Origin of the sequence: Vibrio sp. SCSIO 43133, from assembly GCF_023716845.1 — a bacterium.
Taxonomy (GTDB): domain Bacteria; phylum Pseudomonadota; class Gammaproteobacteria; order Enterobacterales; family Vibrionaceae; genus Vibrio; species Vibrio mediterranei.
Window position 1 is genome coordinate 3,249,884 of the sequence record NZ_CP068024.1, and the last position, 24,316, is coordinate 3,274,199.

Here is a 24,316-nt window from a genome sequence, read left to right on the forward strand (position 1 = left end):
GATAACGCACCTTTTTATTAGATATGACGATCCCTTGCTCCATTCGAGCAATAGAAAAAACAATTCATTTTCAGGTGGTTACTAACAAGATAACGTTTGAGTTTCAGAGAAAGAAACCAACGTCATTTTAAGAGGGCGAGAAAAGTTGAAGGGGGGTAACAATGCTTAGTCCATATTACTCCAATAAGATCCGCGCTCTTGAGCTAGTAATCCACCTTCGACTGTCGTTTTCCATAATATTTCTCCTGTGAAAATATGGGCGCATGGTAGGTATCCGACTCCTCATAGTCAACAGTGCGAATATGCAACTTGGCAACTTTGATGTTGCAAAATATTTCATCCCTTTGTTCAGAGCCACTAGCAGAATAAAGTGACGAATCGGTCAATACGAAAATTCGAGTCAGCCTACTAACGATCTACGTGGGGAATTAGTATAAAATAGTCGGACTTCGCTAAGACAGGTGACCATGTGAATCAAAAGCTAATACAACAATTGGAAGATATCTGTTCCGCAAGAGGTGTGCGACTCACTCCTCAGCGCCGAACTGTTTATGAGCTTATTTGTGAAAATAAGAAGGCCTCTAGTGCTTATGAATTATTAGAACAGCTCAAAGTCAGTGAGCCAAAAGCTAAACCGCCTACCGTGTATCGCGCTCTAGACTTTCTTTTAGAACAAGGTTTTATTCACAGAGTTGAATCAACTAATAGCTTTATCTCATGCTGTTCATTTGGTGAGCATAAGCACTACTCTCATTTATTGATTTGTGATAAGTGCGGCAATGTCGTTGAACTACAAGATGATATTCTGATAGCCTTGTTGAATAGTAACGTTGAAAAACATGGCTTCCAGTTCTCCAATCACGTTATTGAATCTCATGGCATTTGTCAGACGTGTTCATCATTGGAAGTTGAAAATAAATAGAAGAAGTTATGCGCGCTGAATTTGTAAACCCGTTTTTAGCCTCCTTAATAAATGTGCTAAAAACCATGGCGACGATGGAAATCAAACCATTAAAACCAAGAATTAAGAAAGATGAGATTGCTCGCGGGGACGTATCTGGTCTTATCGGGATGGTAGGCAACCAAACTCGTGGTTCAATGTCGATCACATTTGAAGAGGGTCTTGCTCTCGAAATCATGCAGAACATGCTCGGCGAGAGACCACATGGTCTCAACGAAGAAGTAACCGATATGGTCGGTGAAATCACCAATATGGTCACTGGTGGTGCAAAACGAATTTTAGCTGAGAATGGCTTCGATTTTGATATGGCAACTCCAGTGGTTGTCTCGGGTAAAGGACATACCATCAGGCATAAATGCGATGGAGCGATCATCATCATGCCTTTTACCTCTGAATGGGGTGATGCATTTATCGAGATTTGCTTCGAGTAAACTCTCTTTCAGTTAGACAAAATAAAAAAGGCTCCGGTTGGAGCCTTTTTTATTATAGTTTTCTGCGCAGAAGCAACATGGCTATGGTTAAAAACACCAAACTAGGCCCTAAGGCACCAAACAACGGCGACATCCCATATACAAGGCTAACTGGCCCAAAGAATTCACTCGAAATGTAGAACGTAAAACCTGCGATGACACCAGAGAGAATACGCGCACCCATCGTTACACTTCTTAAAGGACCAAACACAAAAGACAGTGCCATTAACATCATTACCGCGACTGAAATTGGCTGTGTCGCTTTACGCCAAAATGCCAGTTCATAACGAGATGCATCCTGTTCAGAGTCTTTCAGGTATTGGGTATAATCCCACAATCCACTTAACGGCAACTCATTAAGATCCACAGTAACAATCGCTAGCTTGTCAGGCACCAGTGAAGTTTCCCAAACTTGCTTGTCGAGCGTCTCTTTTGATAATGCCTCATCGTTTTTCATGTCTGTAATTTGAATTCGGTGCATCTCCCAACGATTATCGCCTAGATAATCTGCTGATTCCGCAAACACCGTTTCTTTGAGCTGTTTATTCTCACCGAAGCGCCAAATATTCAATCCTTCAACAGACTCGCCATTGACCTTAGAGATAAAAATGAAGTCGTTCGCATCCCGAGCCCAGACACCGTTCCTAACTGATACAATGCTACCTCCGGATGTAGCTTGAAGGCGCAAATCGCGAGCCATTTGCTGAGTGGTTGGTGCCCCCCACTCCCCTAATGCCATCACTACCACCATCAAAGGCACTGCCGTCTTAAGTACTGAAAGACCAATACGTAGCTTCGAAATCCCGGCAGCTTGCATAACAACAAGCTCAGAGCTGCTCGCTAACATACCTAAGCCGACTAAGGAGCCAAGTAGCGCAGCCATAGAGAAGAACAGCTCAATATCACGCGGCATCCCTAATATCACAAAATACAATGCCGACAGCATGGTGTAGCTCCCCTCGCCAACTGAACGAAGCTGTTCGACAAATTTGATCACCGCAGATAAGCCAACGAAAACCGAGAGCACTAATATGATCGTGGTAATGATTGTCTTACCCACGTAGACGTCTAGTATTCTAAACACGATCTAAGCTACCTCTCGTCTTTGCATGCGCTTACGACGCAGTTTCTCTCTGAATTTCCTCACACCGACCGTATCCCAAGTATTGACACCGATAGCGGCAAGCAGCAATGCAAAGTTTACTGGCCATAATCCGATGTACGACGGAAAAGCCCCATCTTCTAGCGCCGATTTCATTGCACTGATCGCCATAAAATAAGCGAAGTAAGCCAAGATTGCTGGTCCCATTTTGGCAAACTTGCTTTGCCTTGGGTTTACCGCCGACAAAGGCACCACCAGCATGGTTAATAATGGAATACATACCACCAAGGAGATTCGCCAATGGAGCTCGGCTTGCGCTTTAGGATCAGGGTTACCCAATAACTCCATAGTGGGTATGGCCATCCAAGAGCGCCCACGCTGTTGGACTTCACGCTGCCCAATGACCCCTTCATAATCGGTAAACTCTGTAACCATATACTCAAGACGAGTCGGCACCCCTTCATAACGAACACCGTCATAGAGCGCAATCACTTGTCGACCATCACTTAACTCTTTTACATCACCAGATTTCGCCGATATCACACTAGGTAACACCGAATCTCTTGGATTTAACTGAGCAACGAAGACATTGGTTAGCTTTTTATCTTTTATGCTGTCAATAAAGACAACCGAAGAACCGTCAGGGGTTCGTTGGAAGCTACCCGTTTGCAAAAGCTCCACCGAGTTTTCCGATGCAAGCCGTTCACGAATCTGCACTTCTTGCTCTTGAGTCCAAGGGGCTAACCAGAATGCATTAAACGCAGCTAGAGAAGTGGTCAGTACCGCTAAATACATAGCCGCACGAATAAGAAACTTATTACCTATCCCGGTCGCATTCATTACCGTGATTTCACTTTCTGCGTATAAACGCCCGAAAGTAACTAGGATTCCGATATAAATACTCAATGGGAACATCAATAGTCCCATTGTCGGCATACTAATACCCGCTAAAGTCATAATCAGACCAGCAGGAATATCTCCATCGGAAGCATCAGCAAGCACTTGGATAAATTGACGACTGAAAAACACTAAAAAGAGCACTAAAAAGATGGCTAATTGGCTCTTAACTGTTTCTCTGATCAAATATCTAACAATAATCACAGTGAAAACACCTATACAAAACTTGTTTTTTTGATTGAATCGCTATAGTTTTCGGGTAAACCTTTTATTTTTTACTTTTTTGATCGATTCTTATCTTAAGATTATAGGCCGAAATGGCTCATAGGATTCAAGCATTAAGAATCGATTATCCAACATTTAGTTCTATTTGTCTTTAGGATGTAGGAGTACGCATGGAGTTTAGTGTTAAAAGTGGCAGTCCAGAGAAGCAGCGCAGTGCATGCATCGTCGTTGGCGTATTTGAGCCACGTCGTCTCTCTCCGGTTGCAGAGCAGCTTGATAAAATCAGCGATGGCTATATTAGCTCTTTGCTACGTCGTGGCGACCTAGAAGGTAAGCCAGGTCAAATGCTGCTACTGCATCAAGTACCTGGGGTGCTTTCAGAGCGCGTTCTGTTAGTTGGCTGTGGTAAAGAGCGAGAGCTTGGTGAACGCCAATATAAAGAAATCATTCAAAAAACCATCAGCACGTTGAACGAGACTGGTTCTATGGAAGCCGTATGTTTCCTAACAGAGCTGCACGTTAAAGGCCGCGATACATACTGGAAAGTACGTCAAGCTGTTGAAGCAACGAAAGATGGTCTTTATACCTTCGATCAATTCAAGAGTAGTAAACCAGAAACACGTCGTCCACTGCGTAAGCTAGTATTCAACGTACCTACACGTCGTGAGTTAAATCTTGGTGAAAAAGCGATTGCTCACGGTCTAGCGATTGCTTCAGGTGTTAAAGCGTCGAAAGATCTTGGCAACATGCCACCAAATATCGCAAACCCAGCTTATCTTGCTTCTCAAGCTCGTCGCTTGGCTGATGATTACGACACCATTTCAACCAAAATCATTGGTGAGCAAGAAATGGAAAAACTAGGTATGACGTCTTACCTAGCTGTCGGTCGTGGATCAAAGAATGAATCTATGATGTCTATCATGGAGTATAAGGGCAACCCGGATCCAGATGCGAAGCCAATTGTTTTAGTTGGTAAAGGCCTAACGTTCGATTCAGGCGGTATCTCACTAAAACCTGGCGAAGCCATGGATGAGATGAAATACGACATGTGTGGCGCAGCATCGGTATTCGGTACCATGAAAGCGCTGGCTAAGCTGAACCTACCAATCAACGTGGTTGCAGTACTAGCAGGCTGTGAAAACATGCCTGGCAGTAATGCCTATCGCCCAGGTGATATCCTCACAACTATGTCTGGCCTTACAGTTGAAGTATTAAATACGGACGCAGAAGGTCGCTTGGTTCTGTGTGACGCATTAACTTATGTCGAACGCTATGAGCCGGAATGTGTTGTTGATGTTGCCACTCTTACGGGGGCATGTGTGATTGCACTAGGTCATCATATCAGTGGTGTGATTTCAAACCACAACCCACTTTCACATGAACTTGTTAACGCCTCTGAGCAAGCTGGCGATCGCGCTTGGCGTCTACCAATGGCAGACGAATACCAAGAGCAACTAGCAAGCCCATTTGCTGATATGGCAAATATTGGTGGCCGCCCTGGCGGTACGATTACAGCTGGTTGTTTCTTATCTCGATTTGCTAAGAAATATCACTGGGCACACTTAGATATTGCTGGTACAGCATGGAAATCAGGCAAAGCGAAAGGCTCAACGGGTCGTCCTGTCTCGCTACTTGTCCAATTCTTGCTAAACCGCAGTGGCCAAGAGACTGAAGAGTAAACAGAAGGGCCGAAAGGCCCTTTTTTATTGCTTACCAATAACCAGAGCAAAGCGACATTTCACATGAATACGGCAACCTTCTACATCATTAATGAAGACTCTGAACAAGCCTCTCAACAGGGGTGGTTTGCCTATGTGCATTTTCTCTGTCGCCATTTTACAGCGCAAGGTGCCAAACTCTATATTAACTGCAGTGACAAAGCCGAAGCTGAGTTGTTGGCTGAGTATTTCTGGCAAGTGACTCCCGAACAATTTATTGCCCACAATCTCATTGGCGAAGGACCTAAAAATGGCACGCCGGTAGAGATTGGTCATGAGGGCCTTAAACCCAGTTGGAATAGGCAACTAGCAATAAATTTGGCGAATAGTCACGCAACCTTTGCGCAGTCCTTTGGTCAAGTGGTAGACTTCGTCCCTTGCGAAGAAAAAGCTAAGCAAACTGCGCGAGAAAGGTATAAAATTTACCGTCAAGCGGGCTATCAGCTTCAAACCATTGAGATTCAACATTCAGAATCCTAATCAAGGTCAATCCTTATAAGTAAGCGTTAATTTCCCTGCGTTTATTTATAAGGTTTGGCAAATTTCTTTCACAGATTAAAGTAAGTATCCAGAAAGCTATGGAAAAGACATATAACCCACAATCTATCGAACAAGCTCTGTATAAGACTTGGGAAGAGAAAGGCTACTTTAAGCCTCACGGTGACACGACTAAAGAATCATACAGCATCATGATCCCGCCACCGAACGTCACTGGTAGCCTACATATGGGTCATGCATTCCAAGACACCATCATGGATACGCTAATCCGTGCCGAGCGTATGAAGGGTAAAAACACCCTTTGGCAAGTAGGTACTGACCACGCTGGTATCGCAACTCAAATGGTCGTTGAGCGTAAGATTGCCGCTGAAGAAGGCAAGACTAAGCACGATTATGGCCGTGAAGCTTTCATCGACAAGATCTGGGAATGGAAAGGCGAGTCTGGCGGCACAATTACTAAACAGCTTCGCCGTCTAGGCGCATCTGTAGACTGGGATCGTGAGCGATTCACTATGGATGACGGCCTATCTAATGCCGTTCAAGAAGTCTTTGTTCGTCTATACGAAGATGATCTTATCTATCGTGGTAAGCGCCTAGTTAACTGGGATCCAAAGCTACACACAGCGATTTCTGATCTAGAAGTTGAAAACAAAGACAAGAAAGGCCACATGTGGCACTTCCGCTACCCTCTAGCTGATGGCGTAAAAACAGCAGAAGGTAAAGACTACATTGTTGTCGCAACTACTCGTCCAGAAACTATGCTGGGCGATACTGGTGTTGCGGTAAACCCTGAAGATCCTCGCTATAAAGATCTTATCGGCAAAGAAATCCTGCTTCCTATCGTAGACCGTCGTATTCCAATCGTAGGTGACGAGCATGCTGATATGGAAAAAGGCACGGGTTGTGTGAAGATCACACCTGCACACGACTTTAACGACTATGAAGTTGGTAAACGTCACCAGTTGCCAATGATCAACATCCTAACGTTCAATGCAGATATTCGTGACGCAGCAGAAGTATTCACCACAAATGGTGAAGCAAGCGATGCGTATTCAACAGAGCTTCCAGCTAAATATCATGGCATGGAGCGTTTCGCTGCTCGTAAAGCTATCGTTGCCGAGTTCGAAGAGCTTGGTCTTCTGGACGAAATCAAAGATCACGATCTGACCGTACCTTATGGCGACCGTGGTGGCGTGGTAATTGAGCCAATGCTAACTGACCAATGGTATGTTCGTACTGCACCTCTAGCAGAGACAGCAACCAAAGCAGTTGAAGATGGCGAAATCCAATTCGTGCCTAAGCAATATGAAAACATGTACTTCTCTTGGATGCGTGACATTCAAGACTGGTGTATCTCTCGCCAGCTATGGTGGGGTCACCGCATTCCAGCATGGTATGACAACGACGGTAACGTTTATGTAGGTCGTACCGAAGAGGAAGTGCGTGAGAACAATGGTCTAGCGCCAGTTGTTGTTCTGCGTCAAGACGACGACGTTCTTGATACTTGGTTCTCATCTGCACTGTGGACATTCGGTACTCAAGGCTGGCCAGAAAACACTGATGACCTGAAAACTTTCCACCCATCAGATGTACTAGTTACAGGTTTCGACATCATCTTCTTCTGGGTTGCTCGCATGATCATGATGACCATGCACTTCTGTAAAGATGAAAACGGCAAACCACAGGTACCATTCAAGACGGTATACGTTACGGGTCTAATCCGTGACGAAAACGGCGACAAGATGTCGAAGTCTAAAGGTAACGTTCTTGACCCAATCGATATGATTGATGGTATCGACCTTGAGTCTCTAGTAGAGAAGCGCACTGGCAACATGATGCAACCTCAACTAGCGAAGAAGATTGAAAAGAACACTCGTAAGACATTCGAAAATGGTATCGAACCTTATGGTACTGATGCACTTCGTTTCACTCTTGCAGCAATGGCATCTACTGGTCGTGATATCAACTGGGATATGAAGCGTCTAGAAGGTTACCGTAACTTCTGTAACAAGCTATGGAACGCAAGCCGTTACGTGCTTATGAACACAGAAGATCAAGATTGTGGTTTCAACGGTGGTGAGATTGAATATTCACTTGCAGACAAGTGGATCGAGTCTCAGTTTGAACTTGCTGCAAAAGAGTTCAACGGTCACATCGACAACTACCGTCTAGATATGGCTGCAAATACCATTTATGAGTTCATCTGGAACCAATTCTGTGACTGGTACTTAGAGCTGACTAAACCCGTTCTATGGAAAGGTAACGAAGCTCAGCAACGTGGTACGCGTCGCACGCTGATCACTGTATTAGAGAAGACACTGCGTCTAGCTCACCCAGTACTACCATACATCACTGAAACGATCTGGCAGAGCGTCAAACCTATTGTTGATGGTGTTGAAGGTGATACGATCATGCTTCAAGCGCTTCCTCAGTTTGAAGAAGCAAACTTCAACCAAGAAGCACTTGACGATATTGAGTGGGTGAAAGCATTCATCACTAGCATCCGTAACCTACGTGCTGAGTACGATATTGCTCCAAGTAAAGCGCTAGACGTCATGCTTAAAGTTGCTGACGATAAAGACGCCGCTCGCCTAGAAGCGAACAAAGCAGTTCTTGTCTCTCTTGCTAAGCTTGAAGACATCAAAGTACTGACAGCTGGCGAAGAGACTCCAGCATGTGCTACAGCACTGGTTGGTAAATCTGAGCTTATGATTCCTATGGCTGGTCTAATCGATAAAGATGCAGAACTGGATCGTCTAGCGAAAGAAATCGCTAAGACACAAGGTGAAGTAAAACGTATCGAAGGCAAGCTTGGTAACGAAGGTTTTGTCGCGAAAGCACCTGAAGCAGTTGTTGCGAAAGAACGTGAGAAACTTGAAGGTTACAAAGAGATGTTAGTTAAACTGGAAGAGCAAAAGCAAACTATTGCCGCGCTTTAAGCTTAGCTAAATCCATATAATAAAAAACCGGGAGCCTAGCTCTCGGTTTTTTATTGGCTAACAACTATTATTTCAAGAATTACTTCAAGACCGTTTCAAGTGCTTTAAGACATAAGGCAACGTTCTCTCTTCTGGCCCCATACCCCATCAAACCAATTCGCCATGCTTTACCAGCTAACGCACCTAAACCCGCACCAATTTCTAAGTTGTACTGTTCTAAAAGCTGAGAGCGCACTGCTGCATCGTCAACACCTTCCGGCAAGTAAACAGCATTAAGCTGAGGTAATCGGCTGCCTTCTTCAACAACGAAGCTCAACCCAAGCTGTTCTAGTCCTTCTTTGAGCAACAAGTGCATGTCTTTATGGCGCTGCCATGCATTCTCTAGTCCTTCATTTTTGAGTAAGACTAGCGACTCATGCAATGCGTACAAACTGTTTACTGGCGCGGTGTGGTGATAGCTGCGCTTCCCTTCTCCACTCCAATAGCCCAAAACCAAGCTCTGATCGAGGAACCAACTCTGAACGGTCGTTTTGCGAGATTTAATTACCTCGATGGCCGCTGGAGAAAGCGTGACTGGTGATAATCCCGGCACACAGGATAAGCACTTCTGACTTCCGGAATAAACTGCATCTAGTTGCCATTCATCCACCAATAAAGGCACCCCACCTAGAGATGTCACAGCATCAACAATAGTCAGCATATCGTTTTGCTTAGCAAGCGAACCTAGAGCCTGCGCATCGCTTACAGCTCCAGTGGATGTCTCAGCATGAACAAACGCTACTATTTTTGCATCTGGATGCTCGGCGATCGCTTGCTCTACTTTAGCCACAGAAACAGGCGCACCCCATTCATCTTCTACGACAATAGCTTCACCACCACAGCGAAGCACATTCTCTCGCATACGTTCGCCAAACACACCATTGCGACAGACAATAACTTTGTCGCCTGGCTCAACGAGGTTTACGAAGCATGTTTCCATACCAGCACTACCGGGCGCTGAAACGGCGATTGTGAAGTCATTTTGTGTCTGAAATGCATACTTGAGCAGCTCTTTAAGTTCATCCATCATACCGATGAAGAGCGGGTCTAGGTGACCTATCGTTGGACGACTCAAGGCTTGCAATACTTGTGGGTAAATATCTGATGGGCCAGGCCCCATTAACGTACGGTGAGGGGGCACAAAGCTAGAAATAGTCATGGGCAATCCTTTAATGATTTATTGTAGTAATAAGTAAAATATCCTAAGGAAATTCAGTCTGTTCCACAACGGAATAAAAATCAACATTTTTGCAACATCCAACCACTCAGTTTTTTATGGTTAAATTGTGAATCTTCATTGACTTTTTACGCTCAAAAACGTTGAATAAACACACTATCTGTAGCAACCACTAAAAAGCTACAGCGGAAGAGGAGCACTGCCCAGGCAGGTAATCATGTGAAGCCGCAACTTCTATACATGTTACTGATGGGGAGCAGTGCCGAGATGAACTCAATTTGCAGGATTAAGTTTGTCGGTTGAACGGGCTGAATCCCTTTAACTGTCACCAAGTGATTGGTGAAGAGCTTCTGAGGTCCATTCTTTATTCGGATTCCTCCGCTCTATTTTTCTCTTCAAACATCGGATGTTGGGTTACCAACCTTATTATTACTACTGGAAGTCCTGGAGAATTACTGTGAGCGCATTCAATGTAGCTAAATTTGGCGGAACAAGCGTCGCCAACTTCGAAGCCATGAGCCGTTGTGCTGAGATCATCGAAAATAACCCACAAACGAAGCTGGTTGTAAGCAGTGCATGCTCTGGAGTCACCAACATTTTGGTTGAGTTGGCAAATGGAGTAAAAGACGAAGCACACCGATCTGAGCTCATCAATAGACTTAGAGCTATCCATACTGACATTATGTCGCAGCTCAAAGACACCTCATCTATCGAGAAGCGTGTTGAAGCACTAATTGAAAAAGTTGCGACGTTATCCGAGGCTGCTTCTATTGCAACATCGGCAAAGCTCACTGATCACTTAGTAGCGTGTGGTGAGAGAATGTCGACTCATATTTTGACTCGATTAATGCAAGAGCGCGGGGTCGACGCTGTGCGTTTTGATATTCGCGATGTCCTGAAAACGGATAGTGACTACGGCAAAGCCGAACCAAATCTAGAAGCGACTAAGCAATTAGCCGATGAGAAGCTTATCCCACTTTGTCAGCAGCATGTAGTTGTCACTCAAGGCTTTATTGGTTCTGATGAGGAAGGTGAAACCACAACACTTGGCCGAGGTGGCAGTGATTATAGTGCTGCACTTATCGCAGAAGCGGTAGAAGCTGCGGGGTTAGAGATCTGGACTGATGTCCCAGGAATTTATACAACGGACCCTCGTATTGCTCCGAATGCACGCCCTATTCCAGAAATCAGCTTTAGTGAAGCCTCCGAAATGGCGAACTTTGGTGCGAAGATCCTACATCCTTCAACACTTTTACCAGCATTACGTCACCAAATCCCTGTGTTTGTCGGCTCATCAAAAGCACCACAGGAAGGTGGTACTTGGGTACGACAATCCGTAGAAAGCGCGCCGCTATTTAGGGCATTGGCGCTACGTAACAATCAAACTATGGTAACACTGCGTAACCCTAAAATGTTCCAAGCGTATGGTTTCTTAGCGGACGTCTTTACCGTATTGGCAAAACACAAAATCTCTGTTGATTTGGTCACTACCTCAGAAGTCAGTGTTTCACTTACACTTGATCAAACTGATACGTGTGGCGGTGCACCAGAACTTCCTGCTCAAGCTCAACAAGAACTAGAGCAGCTATGTACAGTCGAGGTCAAACAAGGATTAAGCCTCGTCGCGCTGATTGGTAACAACATGAGTGAGACAAAAGGCTCTGCCGCTGAAGTATTCGATACTCTGGATGAGTTTAATATTCGTATGATCTGCTACGGTGCAAGCCCACATAACTTATGCTTCCTATTAGATGAAAACGAAGCAAAACAAGCCGTTAAAGCACTTCATGAAGAGCTATTTGAAGGATAGCAATGGTCGAATGAAATGGCCTCGTCGTTAGACGGGGCTTTTTTATATCAGATAGAACAGTATAAAGAGTTAGATAGGATATCTTCAGGCAATAAAAAACCCGACGCTTTCGCATCGGGTTTTCTAATAAGTGGCGGAGTGGACGGGACTCGAACCCGCGACCCCCGGCGTGACAGGCCGGTATTCTAACCAACTGAACTACCACTCCGCAGTGGTCTATTTAAAGTCTTATCTTAATCGTGCTTTAAACAGATGTTGTTCAAAGCCTGGCGATGTCCTACTCTCACATGGGGAAGCCCCACACTACCATCGGCGCTATTGCGTTTCACTTCTGAGTTCGGCATGGAATCAGGTGGGTCCACAACGCTATGGTCGCCAAGCAAATTCTGCTTTTACTTTCAGCTTTTATCAAAAACTGAAGGCAAAAAATCTGGAAAACTGTTTAAAAGTCTAAATACACATTCAAAGTTCTTGCTTTGAGTCCATCAAAACCCTTTGGGTGTTGTATGGTTAAGCCTCACGGGCAATTAGTACAGGTTAGCTCAACGCCTCACAACGCTTACACACCCTGCCTATCAACGTTCTAGTCTCGAACAACCCTTTAGGACGCTTAAAGCGCCAGGGAAGACTCATCTCAGGGCTCGCTTCCCGCTTAGATGCTTTCAGCGGTTATCGATTCCGAACTTAGCTACCGGGCAATGCGTCTGGCGACACAACCCGAACACCAGAGGTTCGTCCACTCCGGTCCTCTCGTACTAGGAGCAGCCCCCTTCAATCTTCCAACGCCCACGGCAGATAGGGACCGAACTGTCTCACGACGTTCTAAACCCAGCTCGCGTACCACTTTAAATGGCGAACAGCCATACCCTTGGGACCGACTTCAGCCCCAGGATGTGATGAGCCGACATCGAGGTGCCAAACACCGCCGTCGATATGAACTCTTGGGCGGTATCAGCCTGTTATCCCCGGAGTACCTTTTATCCGTTGAGCGATGGCCCTTCCATTCAGAACCACCGGATCACTATGACCTGCTTTCGCACCTGCTCGAATTGTCATTCTCGCAGTCAAGCGGGCTTATGCCATTGCACTAACCTCACGATGTCCAACCGTGATTAGCCCACCTTCGTGCTCCTCCGTTACTCTTTGGGAGGAGACCGCCCCAGTCAAACTACCCACCAGGCACTGTCCTCATTCCCGATTAGGGAACCAAGTTAGAACATCAAACATACAAGGGTGGTATTTCAAGATTGCCTCCACGAATACTGGCGTACTCGCTTCAAAGGCTCCCACCTATCCTACACATGTAGGCTCAATGTTCAGTGCCAAGCTGTAGTAAAGGTTCACGGGGTCTTTCCGTCTAGCCGCGGGTACACTGCATCTTCACAGCGATTTCAATTTCACTGAGTCTCGGGTGGAGACAGCGTGGCCATCATTACGCCATTCGTGCAGGTCGGAACTTACCCGACAAGGAATTTCGCTACCTTAGGACCGTTATAGTTACGGCCGCCGTTTACCGGGGCTTCGATCAAGAGCTTCGTCCGAAAACTAACCCCATCAATTAACCTTCCGGCACCGGGCAGGCGTCACACCGTATACGTCATCTTGCGATTTTGCACAGTGCTGTGTTTTTAATAAACAGTTGCAGCCACCTGGTATCTGCGACTCTCGGTAGCTCCATCCGCGAGGGACTTCACCACTAAGAGCGTACCTTCTCCCGAAGTTACGGTACCATTTTGCCTAGTTCCTTCACCCGAGTTCTCTCAAGCGCCTTGGTATTCTCTACCCGACCACCTGTGTCGGTTTGGGGTACGATTCCTTACAATCTGAAGCTTAGAGGCTTTTCCTGGAAGCATGGCATCAATGACTTCACTACCGTAGTAGCTCGACATCGTGTCTCAGCCTTAAAAGGTCCGGATTTACCTAAACCTTAAGCCTACGCACTTGAACCTGGACAACCGTCGCCAGGCCCACCTAGCCTTCTCCGTCCCCCCATCGCAATTGTAAGAAGTACGGGAATATTAACCCGTTTCCCATCGACTACGCCTTTCGGCCTCGCCTTAGGGGTCGACTTACCCTGCCCCGATTAACGTTGGACAGGAACCCTTGGTCTTCCGGCGAGGAGGTTTTTCACCCCCTTTATCGTTACTCATGTCAGCATTCGCACTTCTGATACCTCCAGCAGACTTTACAGTCCACCTTCAACGGCTTACAGAACGCTCCCCTACCCAATGTGTAAACACATTGCCGCAGCTTCGGTGTATAGCTTAGCCCCGTTACATCTTCCGCGCAGGCCGACTCGACTAGTGAGCTATTACGCTTTCTTTAAATGATGGCTGCTTCTAAGCCAACATCCTAGCTGTCTAAGCCTTCCCACATCGTTTCCCACTTAGCTATACTTTGGGACCTTAGCTGGCGGTCTGGGTTGTTTCCCTCTCCACGACGGACGTTAGCACCCGCCGTGTGTCTCCCGGATAGTACTTACTGGTATTCGGAGTTTGCAAAGGGTTGGTAAGTCGGGATGACCCCCTAGCCTTAACAGTGCTCTACCCCCAGTAGTATTCGTCCGAGGCTCTACCTAAATAGATTTCGGGGAGAACCAGCTATCTCCAGGTTTGATTGGCCTTTCACCCCTAGCCACAAGTCATCCGCTAATTTTTCAACATTAGTCGGTTCGGTCCTCCAGTTGATGTTACTCAACCTTCAACCTGCCCATGGCTAGATCACCTGGTTTCGGGTCTATATCCAGAGACTGAACGCCCAGTTAAGACTCGGTTTCCCTACGGCTCCCCTAAACGGTTAACCTTGCCACTGAATATAAGTCGCTGACCCATTATACAAAAGGTACGCAGTCACACCACGAAGGTGCTCCTACTGCTTGTACGTACACGGTTTCAGGTTCTATTTCACTCCCCTCACAGGGGTTCTTTTCGCCTTTCCCTCACGGTACTGGTTCACTATCGGTCAGTCAGTAGTATTTAGCCTTGGAGGATGGTCCCCCCATATTCAGACAGGATATCACGTGTCCCGCCCTACTCGATTTCACTGATGATGAGATGTCGGTTACGGGGCTATCACCCTGTATCGCGGCACTTTCCAGAGCCTTCACCTGTCTCATTAAAAGCTTAAGGGCTAATCCAATTTCGCTCGCCGCTACTTTCGGAATCTCGGTTGATTTCTCTTCCTCGGGGTACTTAGATGTTTCAGTTCCCCCGGTTCGCCTCGCTGAGCTATGTATTCACTCAGCGATAACTGCTTATGCAGTTGGGTTTCCCCATTCAGGAATCTCAGACTCACAGGTTTTTACTACCTAATCTGAGCTTATCGCAAGTTAATACGCCTTTCATCGCCTCTGACTGCCAAGGCATCCACCGTGTACGCTTAGTCACTTAACCATACAACCCCAAAGGGTCTTTCTATTTGTCTTCACTTTTGAAAAGTGAAAGCAAACGGTCAAACAACCAAAGTTGTCTGCATTTTTATACATGTGCAGACTCGATTTTGCCGGACTCAAATATGAATTACTTTCGTAATTCCCAAGAACACTTGAATGTGTGTTGGTACCTAATCTTTCGATTAGGATTTGAGAACTTTTAAATGAATAACATTAATCAAATGTTATTCGTCAGCTTTCCAAATTGTTAAAGAGCTATGCTCTGGGCTTAAACCCAAACCATCAATCTGTGTGAACACTCATCGCAATAATCTTTCGTATAAGGAGGTGATCCAGCCCCAGGTTCCCCTAGGGCTACCTTGTTACGACTTCACCCCAGTCATGAACCACAAAGTGGTGAGCGTCCTCCCGAAGGTTAAACTACCCACTTCTTTTGCAGCCCACTCCCATGGTGTGACGGGCGGTGTGTACAAGGCCCGGGAACGTATTCACCGTAGCATTCTGATCTACGATTACTAGCGATTCCGACTTCATGGAGTCGAGTTGCAGACTCCAATCCGGACTACGACGCACTTTTTGGGATTCGCTCACTTTCGCAAGTTGGCTGCCCTCTGTATGCGCCATTGTAGCACGTGTGTAGCCCTACTCGTAAGGGCCATGATGACTTGACGTCGTCCCCACCTTCCTCCGGTTTATCACCGGCAGTCTCCCTGGAGTTCCCGACATTACTCGCTGGCAAACAAGGATAAGGGTTGCGCTCGTTGCGGGACTTAACCCAACATTTCACAACACGAGCTGACGACAGCCATGCAGCACCTGTCTCAGAGCTCCCGAAGGCACACCTGCGTCTCCGCTGGCTTCTCTGGATGTCAAGAGTAGGTAAGGTTCTTCGCGTTGCATCGAATTAAACCACATGCTCCACCGCTTGTGCGGGCCCCCGTCAATTCATTTGAGTTTTAATCTTGCGACCGTACTCCCCAGGCGGTCTACTTAACGCGTTAGCTCCGAAAGCCACGGCTCAAGGCCACAACCTCCAAGTAGACATCGTTTACGGCGTGGACTACCAGGGTATCTAATCCTGTTTGCTCCCCACGCTTTCGCATCTGAGTGTCAGTATCTGTCCAGGGGGCCGCCTTCGCCACCGGTATTCCTTCAGATCTCTACGCATTTCACCGCTACACCTGAAATTCTACCCCCCTCTACAGTACTCTAGTCCGCCAGTTTCAAATGCAGTTCCGAGGTTGAGCCCCGGGCTTTCACATCTGACTTAACGAACCACCTGCATGCGCTTTACGCCCAGTAATTCCGATTAACGCTCGCACCCTCCGTATTACCGCGGCTGCTGGCACGGAGTTAGCCGGTGCTTCTTCTGCAGCTAACGTCAAACGAGCACGCTATTAACGTACCCGCCTTCCTCACTGCTGAAAGTGCTTTACAACCCGAAGGCCTTCTTCACACACGCGGCATGGCTGCATCAGGCTTGCGCCCATTGTGCAATATTCCCCACTGCTGCCTCCCGTAGGAGTCTGGACCGTGTCTCAGTTCCAGTGTGGCTGATCATCCTCTCAGACCAGCTAGGGATCGTCGCCTTGGTGAGCCATTACCTCACCAACTAGCTAATCCCACCTGGGCATATCCTGACGCGAGAGGCCCGAAGGTCCCCCTCTTTGGCCCGAAGGCATTATGCGGTATTAGCCATCGTTTCCAATGGTTATCCCCCACATCAGGGCAATTTCCCAGGCATTACTCACCCGTCCGCCGCTCGACGCCGTTAACGTCACCCGAAGGGTCAGTTAACTCGTTTCCGCTCGACTTGCATGTGTTAGGCCTGCCGCCAGCGTTCAATCTGAGCCATGATCAAACTCTTCAATTTAAGATTTTGTCGGCTCAATGAATACTGAACATTACATAAAGTAATGTTTGAATTGACTGTGCTGAGTCTTTCGACTCAATGGTCACTTCGTTTCATTGAAACCTAATTTGATACAGAAGTATCTAATTTGATTATCATCAACGAGTGCCCACACAGATTGATAGGTTTATATTGTTAAAGAACATTCTCTTCAGAACTCTGCGTTTCGCTTTCCGTTTGAAGAGGCGGCTATTCTAGCGAGATGATTCTCAGTGTCAAACACTTTTTTCTAATTATTTTTGATTTTTTCAAATCTAACTAGAAGACCATCTTATTAGCTGAACGCCTTACTGACTCTTGCCTTGAACCCTTGTGGGCTCTGCCGTGCCAGTGAGGACGCATTATAGAGATCCGGATCACATTGGCAAGCGTTTTTTAAAGAAAATCTTTAAAAATAGGTCATTTGTAACTTTATTAACCAATAATGGCTAAAACAGAACGTTTTTCACTCATTAATCCTTTAACTTACCCCATATTGCATCTTGGTAAAGCCTCAGATGTCTGTTACACGTACGAATTCTATAGTAACTAATGAGCGTTATTGTCTTCAAAGTAGTAAGAAATTCGAGCTCGTGGGTTTAAGTATTCCCGAATCTCTTCTGGCAGCCTATCAGGGTGAATCACTGACTCCACTTTCAGCTCCTTCTCTTCAAGTGGAATGATGGGAGCTTGCAGTTTAGGTACGGTAGGATCGTAGATGAGTACATTCGGGCACAGTAAATTACCACTATTAATAGAAACGACGAGACCGACCATCTCATTAGAGAGTTTGACTACCGTACCAGGAGGATACACCCCCATATACTTAATAAGAATGTTTAGGTTTTCTTGGTTATACAACGCCTTTGTATGCTTATATAGATAAGACAAGGCGGTAAAAGGAATCTTTTTCTCACTCGGTATTTGGTGATGACATAGGTTATCAAACGCATTGGCAACAGAAATTATTTGTGCGAACGCATCAATTTCATTGCCTTTGAGACCTAACGGGTAGCCACTGCCATCCAACAACTCGTGATGTTGTTCGATGACGGTAATGACTTCTTGAGGCAGTGTATCCATCATGCCAGCGATGTTGCTACCATACTTAGTGTGAAGTTTTAGGTAGTTAGCTTCTGGCTCCGTGAGCGGCGTAGTTTTTCTCAAAATTGCCGGTGGAATCTTCACTTTACCAATATCATGAAATAGTGCAGAAAGCGCTACTAGTTTGATCTCCTCGGCCTCTAATCCCCTTGCTTTAGCAATCATCATAGACAGCACCGAAACATTTAAACTGTGAAAGTAGATGTCTTCAAATTCACTTTTACTGCCCATTAAATGCAAGGTCACTTCATCTTCAGATAAGAGAGTATCGACAATATCATCTACTAACAAACGTGCTTCTTTCGTCGCTTGTTCTGGCCGACTTCTGAGTTTGGCCATGACATTTCTAATTCGAGCCAAAGAGCGATCAAACTCTTTTTCGCAACGAGAAACTCTTCTTCGATAAGCGCTTAGTTGTTCTATACGCCTTTGCTTTTCTTCCCAGAGTAGATCCGAGCTTGCTTGAACATAAGCATTAGGTTCTTGAGAGGCTTGTTGAATAGGGAGCGGTAAAACATCACTTAAATCAGGGTTAACGTGGACGTACTTCACCCCTAACTGCTTAATAATGTGTACCTGCTCTTCTGATTTAATCTTAAAAACATTAAATAGAAACGGGTGGTCATTCCATTTGAGGGGAAGCCGGACATGAAGCCCAGGCTGAATTCGGTCCACTGAAATCTTGATACTTGCCACAATCCAACTGCAACTGACTGTAAAACACTCAGCGAGTTTAAAGAACTTCGTGCGCTAATTCATCTAATTATTATTAAAGTGTGACCAAATAATAAATTTGTAAACTAGCGCCTTTTCTATTGAGGGACGCTACTCTTGCTCTTTTTCGCGATTACTAAGAATAGCCGCAATTCTAGGATCTAGCGATTTACCATGTTGCTGCTCAAACTCTTCTCGCTTGAGATCAACGAGGTTTTTCACAGAGTGCTGAGCAAGGCCTTTTGGCACTTCTGTCACTAACTTGCCCTTCTCTTGCAAGCTCATCGCCTCACGATAAAACTCTTTAAAGCGACGGACAATCAGAGATTGTGGCAATCGACGAAGCTCATAGCCTTTGTTTTGCATAATCCACTTTTCCAGTTGATTATTGGGCTCTTTATTAACAACACGATTCAAAGCTTCCAAAGACTCTGATTCTGTAAGCTGAGTCTTGAGCAATGTCAATTCACCCATAATAGGTGGCCATTTTTCGCCAGCTTGAAGTCTCTCTCGGCAATGCTGCATGACACGCATTAACTCCGCTTCCGTTAAGCTATCTGCAAAATCGAGAAAACGTCCTGTTGGGCGTCGCCCGTAAGACTTAATCCACGTCGACTCATAAATACTCAGTAATGTACCGAATATATAGTTACACCAGTCACTAGGTTGACGTTCTTGTTCGACCTCGTTGATGCTTAAAGCCTGAGACGATGGCGAAGTTGTCGTTGAGACTTGAGTCGACTGCGGCTCACGGCGACCCTTATCAACTTTTGGAGTAACAGCATTAGAAGCCTTTAAATGCTCAAGGCTACCATTGACCCCCATTTCTCTGAGTTTCTTTTCCATTGTGCCAAAATCAACGTTTTTTGGCTTATTGCTGTTACTCATGTCTATTACCTATGTAAAGTGCGCACGTTGCGAGTCTTAAAAATTCGGATTCTTACCTTGTCCTCGTAAGTACTCACGAAACTCTTCTGAAGGACTCACATCACCAGACTTATTTGACGTTTGGTAAGATTGGCGACGTCTTTCTTCTGCTTGCTTACGTCGATCTTCCGCTTGTTTCTCGTTAACAATCCACAATCGAAGTTTATTAAGCATTTGAGTGACATTGGTGTACTCATTTGCTCGGGTTTTGTAGTAAACCACAAACTTTTCCCAGAACAAGTTAGGATCAATCTCAAGTCGAGAAAAAGCGATCGTCTGCGACGCCCAGTCTGGTATTTCAAACTCATTGAGATCATGAGTTGATAAATATTGGCTGTTGGTGGCAGGCTGCGACTCTTTCTTACTAGAAGAAAACCCACTACTTTTATCCTTACGATAATTGGGTTGCTGCTCGCCAATCACCGCTTGTAAACTTCCCGAGCGTTTCGAGTATTCTAGCCAATCTTCTAGCTGACGCGCCAAACGAGTGATGTTCGTGGTGTTCGTCCCATGTTCACGTACAAAGTTTTGCCATACGCTGTCTCTGCTATTCGGCGGTACTTTATAGAGATCAAAGGAGGGTACCGCCCAACCTGGAGCACTCGATTCTTGCATCGTCGTAACGCGAGATGGCTGACGGACAACTGGAGCGGCACTTGAGGTTTCAATCACTGGCAATCGATTTGGTTCAGAACTCGCCAAAGTAAAGTAGTGCCTTTGCCCTTGGGGGGTAGATTCAACCTGACCTTTGGTCAACAACCCTTTATTCGCAAGCGCAGTGAGCACATCTGCTAGTCCAAACTCTCCAAGTAAGCACTCTTTAGCAACATCTGACAGTGCAAAAGCCACATTCCCATCATTGCCAGAAATATCCGCTAACTTTAATAGTACTAACTTCTCACTAGCTGTGATGTCAGTTTGTTGCCAAGCAATATGGGTAAATTTTGCACTCACAGTAATTCTCCTATCTGTTACCTAGATTCTAGCGCTTCGACTGTTCATAAACAAACAGAGAAAAAGTGACCTTTGAGATTGGAACAGTATCAACGCTTATAAACGAGATCTATCGTCAATGGTTGGTAAGAGTTCGAAAAGAATGGTCTGCTGGATATGAGTCATCTTGCCGCAACGTGTTGGACGTATCTCAACGTTTACATCTCGCAAAACGACGAAAGGCCGCTTAAATAAGCGACCTTTCTAATATGGTACCGGTGGGCGGACTTGAACCGCCACGCCCGAAGGCAACGGATTTTGAATCCGTCGTGTATACCAATTTCACCACACCGGCATCTTGGACTGATGTCCTTTGATGTTTGGCATTATACGTAAGCTCTCGTTGCGTGCAACAACAAAACGCTGAATATTCTATTGTTTGCTGATATTTTCGCCACAATGTGATGCTATTCGGGCAAAGAGGCTTTCTTCACGTCGATAGAATCGCTATCCTGTGGCCAGTTTTGGTTATTAAATGATGTATTCAATGGAAACTCAATCTCTTCCACCAGCGGGCTTTTTCAGACGACTTGGGGCGCTGTTTTATGACAGCTTAATTATACTTGCGGTTGTGATGATGGCCGGTGGCGTTGTTGTGGCAATCATGGAAGCGTTGGTCGCGGCAGGGCTAATAAGCTATGCACCGTATGCCGACGCCAGTGATTTTCTTGGCAGCCATCCCTTTTGGAGCCCTGTTTACACCGCTTACCTAGCGTTCGCGTGGATTTACTTCCTTGTGTTCTTCTGGACTCGCGCCGGACAAACATTAGGAATGAGAGCTTGGAAGATTGAGCTTCAAAACTTAGATGGTGGACGTATTACCGTGACTCAGGCGCTAATCCGTATCGCTACATCCGCGTTTGGTTTAGCAAACTTGTCAGTCCCTATCGACCCTCAAAAGCGAGGCTTTCATGATATTTGGGCGAAGACCAAGGTAGTTGTTTTACCTAAAGCAAAATAAATAGCGACGAATATAAAAAAGGTGCCGAAAGGCACCTTTTTTATTACAAACGGCTAAGCAGACAAAAGTTAAGCTTTGTATGCTTTAAACGCGTTGATTAGACCGTTAGTCGAACTGTCGTGAGAAGTGACTTCACTGTCGTCAGCAAGTTCAGGTAGGATTTGGTTAGCCAGTTGCTTACCAAGCTCTACACCCCATTGGTCAAAGCTGAAGATGTTCCAGATAATACCTTGAGTGAAGATCTTGTGCTCGTACATCGCGATTAGGTTACCTAGAGTACGAGGTGTGATCTGCTTCACTAGGATTGAGTTCGTTGGACGGTTACCTTCAAAAATCTTAAATGGTACAAGATCTTTGACTTCTTCTGCTGTCTTACCTGCTTTTGCAAACTCAGCTTCAACCGTCTCTTTAGACTTACCGAATGCAAGTGCTTCAGTTTGAGCAAAGAAGTTAGACATTAGTTTCTGGTGATGATCACTCACTTGGTTGTGAGAGATAGCAGGCGCGATGAAATCACATGGGATCAGCTTAGTACCTTGGTGAATTAGCTGATAGAACGCGTGTTGGCCATTTGTGCCTGGCTCACCCCAAATAATAGGACCAGTTTGGTAATCAACGGCTTCACCATTGCGGTCAGTGAACTTACCGTTAGACTCCATGTTGCCTTGCTGGAAGTATGCAGCAAAACGGTGCATGTATTGGTCGTAAGGCAGAATCGCTTCAGATTCAGCACCGTGGAAGTTGTTGTACCAAATACCGATAAGTGCAAGTAGTACTGGAATGTTGCTTTCTAGATCAGTTTCAGCAAAGTGCTTATCCATCTCATGAGCACCAGCAAGAAGCTCAACGAAGTTGTCGAAGCCTACAGCTAGAACGATAGATAGACCGATTGCAGACCAAAGTGAGTAACGACCGCCGACCCAATCCCAGAATTCGAACATGTTGTCAGTATCGATACCAAACTCAGAAACTGCAGTTGCGTTAGTCGATAGCGCAGCAAAGTGCTTAGCCACGTGAGCGTCATCTTGAGCCGAAGCTAGGAACCAATCGCGAGCAGAGTGCGCGTTAGTCATCGTTTCTTGAGTAGTAAATGTCTTAGAAGCAACCAAGAATAGCGTTGTTTCTGGATTTACTTTCTTAAGAGTTTCAGCGATATGTGTACCATCTACGTTTGACACAAAGTGCATGTTCAGATGGTTCGTGTAAGGCGCTAGCGCTTCAGTCACCATGTAAGGACCAAGGTCAGAACCACCGATACCGATGTTTACTACGTCAGTGATCGCTTTACCTGTGTAACCTTTCCAATCACCAGAAATAATGCGCTCAGAGAAACCTTTCATCTTCTCTAATACCGCGTTTACCGCTGGCATAACGTCTTCGCCGTTAACCATGATTGGTGTGTTGCTACGGTTACGTAGTGCAACGTGAAGAACAGAACGACCTTCTGTTTGGTTGATTGTGTCACCAGCAAACATGGCTTTGATTGCGCCTTTAAGCTCAGTCTCGTTCGCTAGAGCAAATAGGTTCTTCATTGTTTCATCGTTGATTAGGTTCTTAGAGTAATCAACAAGAATGTCAGAGCCGAAGCGCGTAGAGAATTTGCCAAAGCGGTCAGCGTCTTGTGCAAATAACTCTGCTAAGTCCATATCTTGCGCAGATTCGAAATGCGCAGTCAGTGCTTTCCAAGCTTCAGTTTGCGTTGGATTGATGTTTTTCAACATGGTCTCTATCCCAATTTTTAGTCGGTTTTATTCCCAATCCCCCCAAGGAAAAGGAACCCCCAGTTTAGCGAATAATTAACAGTATATTCTAAATACAGCCCAGTGCCTTTTTAGGCTCACTAGACGTTACAAACTTGTCTGTGGTTTACAAAGTGTAGACTTTGTTTTCGTAATAATTTTTCAGGCGTAATTATGAACCAGAGCCATTGCACTCACCTTGAGTTAGGTCACGTAACGGTTCACAATATAAACAAAATAGGTAAACACCCTACCATTAAGCAGCACTATAATACATAGGAGTGATTATGTGGCAACAAAAGACATTGTACCTCAGCGCTAAGGCGCGCGGTTTTCATCTGATTACTGATGAAATTGAACAACAACTGCCACAGTTAAAAGACTACTCTGTAGGTTTACTACATCTCTTTATTCAACATACTTCGGCTAGTTTAACGTTGAATGAAAACGCGGATCCGACGGTACGTAGTGATATGGAAAGTCACTTCAATCGCTATGTCCCAGAGAATGCACCTTATTACAAACATACGTACGAAGGCAGCGACGACATGCCTGCTCATATTAAGAGCTCTCTTCTTGGAGCGAGCGTGACCATTCCAATTAGCCAAGGACAGTTAGCTTTGGGGACATGGCAGGGCATTTACTTAGGTGAACATCGAGACTTTGGTGGGGAGCGACGAATTATTGCAACGTTGCAAGGGCAGATTTGAGGTAAAAACCCTTGCGATGCCTTTGATGGTTTACACCTTGCCTGCCTGTT

The 24,316-nt window shown here is 45.6% G+C and carries 15 protein-coding genes, 2 tRNA genes, 3 rRNA genes and 1 riboswitch; of the genes, 8 read left to right on the forward strand and 12 right to left on the reverse strand.

The genetic code is table 11. The features are described from left to right. The first annotated feature begins 469 nt into the window (after nucleotides 1-469). Both zur and JKJ11_RS15225 read left to right on the forward strand, forming a co-directional pair. Entirely contained in the window at nucleotides 470-922 is a 453-nt protein-coding gene (gene zur, locus JKJ11_RS15220; RefSeq protein WP_006073191.1) for a zinc uptake transcriptional repressor Zur, read from the forward strand. A gap of 8 nt (nucleotides 923-930) precedes the next feature. Further along, the gene (locus tag JKJ11_RS15225; RefSeq protein WP_062463488.1) at nucleotides 931-1,392 is read left to right on the forward strand and encodes a chemotaxis protein CheX; all 462 of its coding nucleotides are present in this window, start codon (nucleotides 931-933) and stop codon (nucleotides 1,390-1,392) included. A 52-nt stretch (nucleotides 1,393-1,444) separates the two neighbouring features. Here JKJ11_RS15225 and lptG read toward each other — a convergent pair whose 3' ends face one another. Beyond that, complete coding sequence (gene lptG, locus JKJ11_RS15230; RefSeq protein ID WP_006073195.1) at nucleotides 1,445-2,515, reverse strand: LPS export ABC transporter permease LptG; 1,071 nt, start codon at nucleotides 2,513-2,515, stop codon at nucleotides 1,445-1,447. 3 nt (nucleotides 2,516-2,518) lie between these two features. After that, on the reverse strand, nucleotides 2,519-3,634 hold the full coding sequence (gene lptF / locus JKJ11_RS15235) for an LPS export ABC transporter permease LptF (RefSeq protein WP_006073198.1): 1,116 nt from the start codon (nucleotides 3,632-3,634) through the stop codon (nucleotides 2,519-2,521). Nucleotides 3,635-3,825: 191 nt separating this feature from the next. Here lptF and pepA point away from each other — a divergent pair, with 191 nt between their 5' ends. The 3 genes from pepA (at nucleotide 3,826) to JKJ11_RS15250 (ending at nucleotide 8,810) form a co-directional block, all read left to right on the forward strand. After that, nucleotides 3,826-5,334 (forward strand): leucyl aminopeptidase, encoded by a 1,509-nt coding sequence (pepA, locus tag JKJ11_RS15240; protein WP_006073199.1) that lies wholly within the window; start codon nucleotides 3,826-3,828, stop codon nucleotides 5,332-5,334. A 63-nt stretch (nucleotides 5,335-5,397) separates the two neighbouring features. Beyond that, complete coding sequence (locus JKJ11_RS15245; RefSeq protein ID WP_006073201.1) at nucleotides 5,398-5,853, forward strand: DNA polymerase III subunit chi; 456 nt, start codon at nucleotides 5,398-5,400, stop codon at nucleotides 5,851-5,853. Between the two features lie 98 nt (nucleotides 5,854-5,951). Continuing rightward, nucleotides 5,952-8,810, forward strand: a complete 2,859-nt coding sequence (locus JKJ11_RS15250; RefSeq protein WP_006073202.1) for a valine--tRNA ligase — start codon at nucleotides 5,952-5,954, stop codon at nucleotides 8,808-8,810. A 79-nt stretch (nucleotides 8,811-8,889) separates the two neighbouring features. Here JKJ11_RS15250 and JKJ11_RS15255 read toward each other — a convergent pair whose 3' ends face one another. Then, entirely contained in the window at nucleotides 8,890-10,008 is a 1,119-nt protein-coding gene (locus tag JKJ11_RS15255; protein WP_171392572.1) for a pyridoxal-phosphate-dependent aminotransferase family protein, read from the reverse strand. Between the two features lie 199 nt (nucleotides 10,009-10,207). Then, nucleotides 10,208-10,384, forward strand: a riboswitch (Lysine riboswitch). A gap of 48 nt (nucleotides 10,385-10,432) precedes the next feature. On the opposite strand from JKJ11_RS15255, the gene lysC reads away from it, so the two are divergent. After that, the gene (gene lysC / locus JKJ11_RS15260) at nucleotides 10,433-11,836 is read left to right on the forward strand and encodes a lysine-sensitive aspartokinase 3 (protein ID WP_503059477.1); all 1,404 of its coding nucleotides are present in this window, start codon (nucleotides 10,433-10,435) and stop codon (nucleotides 11,834-11,836) included. A gap of 131 nt (nucleotides 11,837-11,967) precedes the next feature. On the opposite strand, the gene JKJ11_RS15265 is transcribed toward lysC, so the two are convergent. The 8 genes from JKJ11_RS15265 to JKJ11_RS15300 all read right to left on the reverse strand — a co-directional run bounded on the left by JKJ11_RS15265 (nucleotide 11,968) and on the right by JKJ11_RS15300 (nucleotide 21,151). Then, nucleotides 11,968-12,044 (reverse strand) — tRNA-Asp (locus JKJ11_RS15265). 56 nt (nucleotides 12,045-12,100) lie between these two features. Next, nucleotides 12,101-12,216: ribosomal RNA gene (rrf, locus tag JKJ11_RS15270) — 5S ribosomal RNA — on the reverse strand. Between the two features lie 126 nt (nucleotides 12,217-12,342). After that, nucleotides 12,343-15,228: ribosomal RNA gene (locus tag JKJ11_RS15275) — 23S ribosomal RNA — on the reverse strand. A gap of 319 nt (nucleotides 15,229-15,547) precedes the next feature. After that, a 16S ribosomal RNA gene (locus JKJ11_RS15280) occupies nucleotides 15,548-17,100 on the reverse strand. The 16S, 23S and 5S rRNA genes sit together here with 1 tRNA gene alongside, the layout of an rRNA operon. Before the next feature lie 567 nt (nucleotides 17,101-17,667). After that, on the reverse strand, nucleotides 17,668-18,918 hold the full coding sequence (locus JKJ11_RS15285) for a cyclic di-GMP phosphodiesterase (protein ID WP_252038433.1): 1,251 nt from the start codon (nucleotides 18,916-18,918) through the stop codon (nucleotides 17,668-17,670). Nucleotides 18,919-19,047: 129 nt separating this feature from the next. Further along, nucleotides 19,048-19,824, reverse strand: a complete 777-nt coding sequence (locus JKJ11_RS15290; protein ID WP_062463000.1) for a hypothetical protein — start codon at nucleotides 19,822-19,824, stop codon at nucleotides 19,048-19,050. Between the two features lie 36 nt (nucleotides 19,825-19,860). Next, nucleotides 19,861-20,817: a hypothetical protein gene (locus tag JKJ11_RS15295; protein ID WP_252038435.1), complete on the reverse strand. Its 957-nt coding sequence runs from the start codon at nucleotides 20,815-20,817 to the stop codon at nucleotides 19,861-19,863. Between the two features lie 249 nt (nucleotides 20,818-21,066). After that, nucleotides 21,067-21,151: transfer RNA gene (locus tag JKJ11_RS15300), tRNA-Leu, on the reverse strand. A gap of 192 nt (nucleotides 21,152-21,343) precedes the next feature. Between JKJ11_RS15300 and JKJ11_RS15305 the strand changes: the two genes are divergently transcribed. After that, a complete protein-coding gene (locus tag JKJ11_RS15305) occupies nucleotides 21,344-21,817 on the forward strand; it encodes an RDD family protein (RefSeq protein WP_252038437.1) in 474 nt (157 codons plus the stop codon). 68 nt (nucleotides 21,818-21,885) lie between these two features. Here the strand turns inward: JKJ11_RS15305 and pgi are convergent, their stop codons facing one another. Next, nucleotides 21,886-23,538, reverse strand: coding sequence for a glucose-6-phosphate isomerase (gene pgi, locus JKJ11_RS15310; protein WP_062463009.1), 1,653 nt, complete (start codon nucleotides 23,536-23,538; stop codon nucleotides 21,886-21,888). A gap of 305 nt (nucleotides 23,539-23,843) precedes the next feature. Between pgi and JKJ11_RS15315 the strand changes: the two genes are divergently transcribed. After that, nucleotides 23,844-24,266: a secondary thiamine-phosphate synthase enzyme YjbQ gene (locus JKJ11_RS15315; protein ID WP_031493579.1), complete on the forward strand. Its 423-nt coding sequence runs from the start codon at nucleotides 23,844-23,846 to the stop codon at nucleotides 24,264-24,266. Nucleotides 24,267-24,316 lie beyond the last annotated feature (50 nt).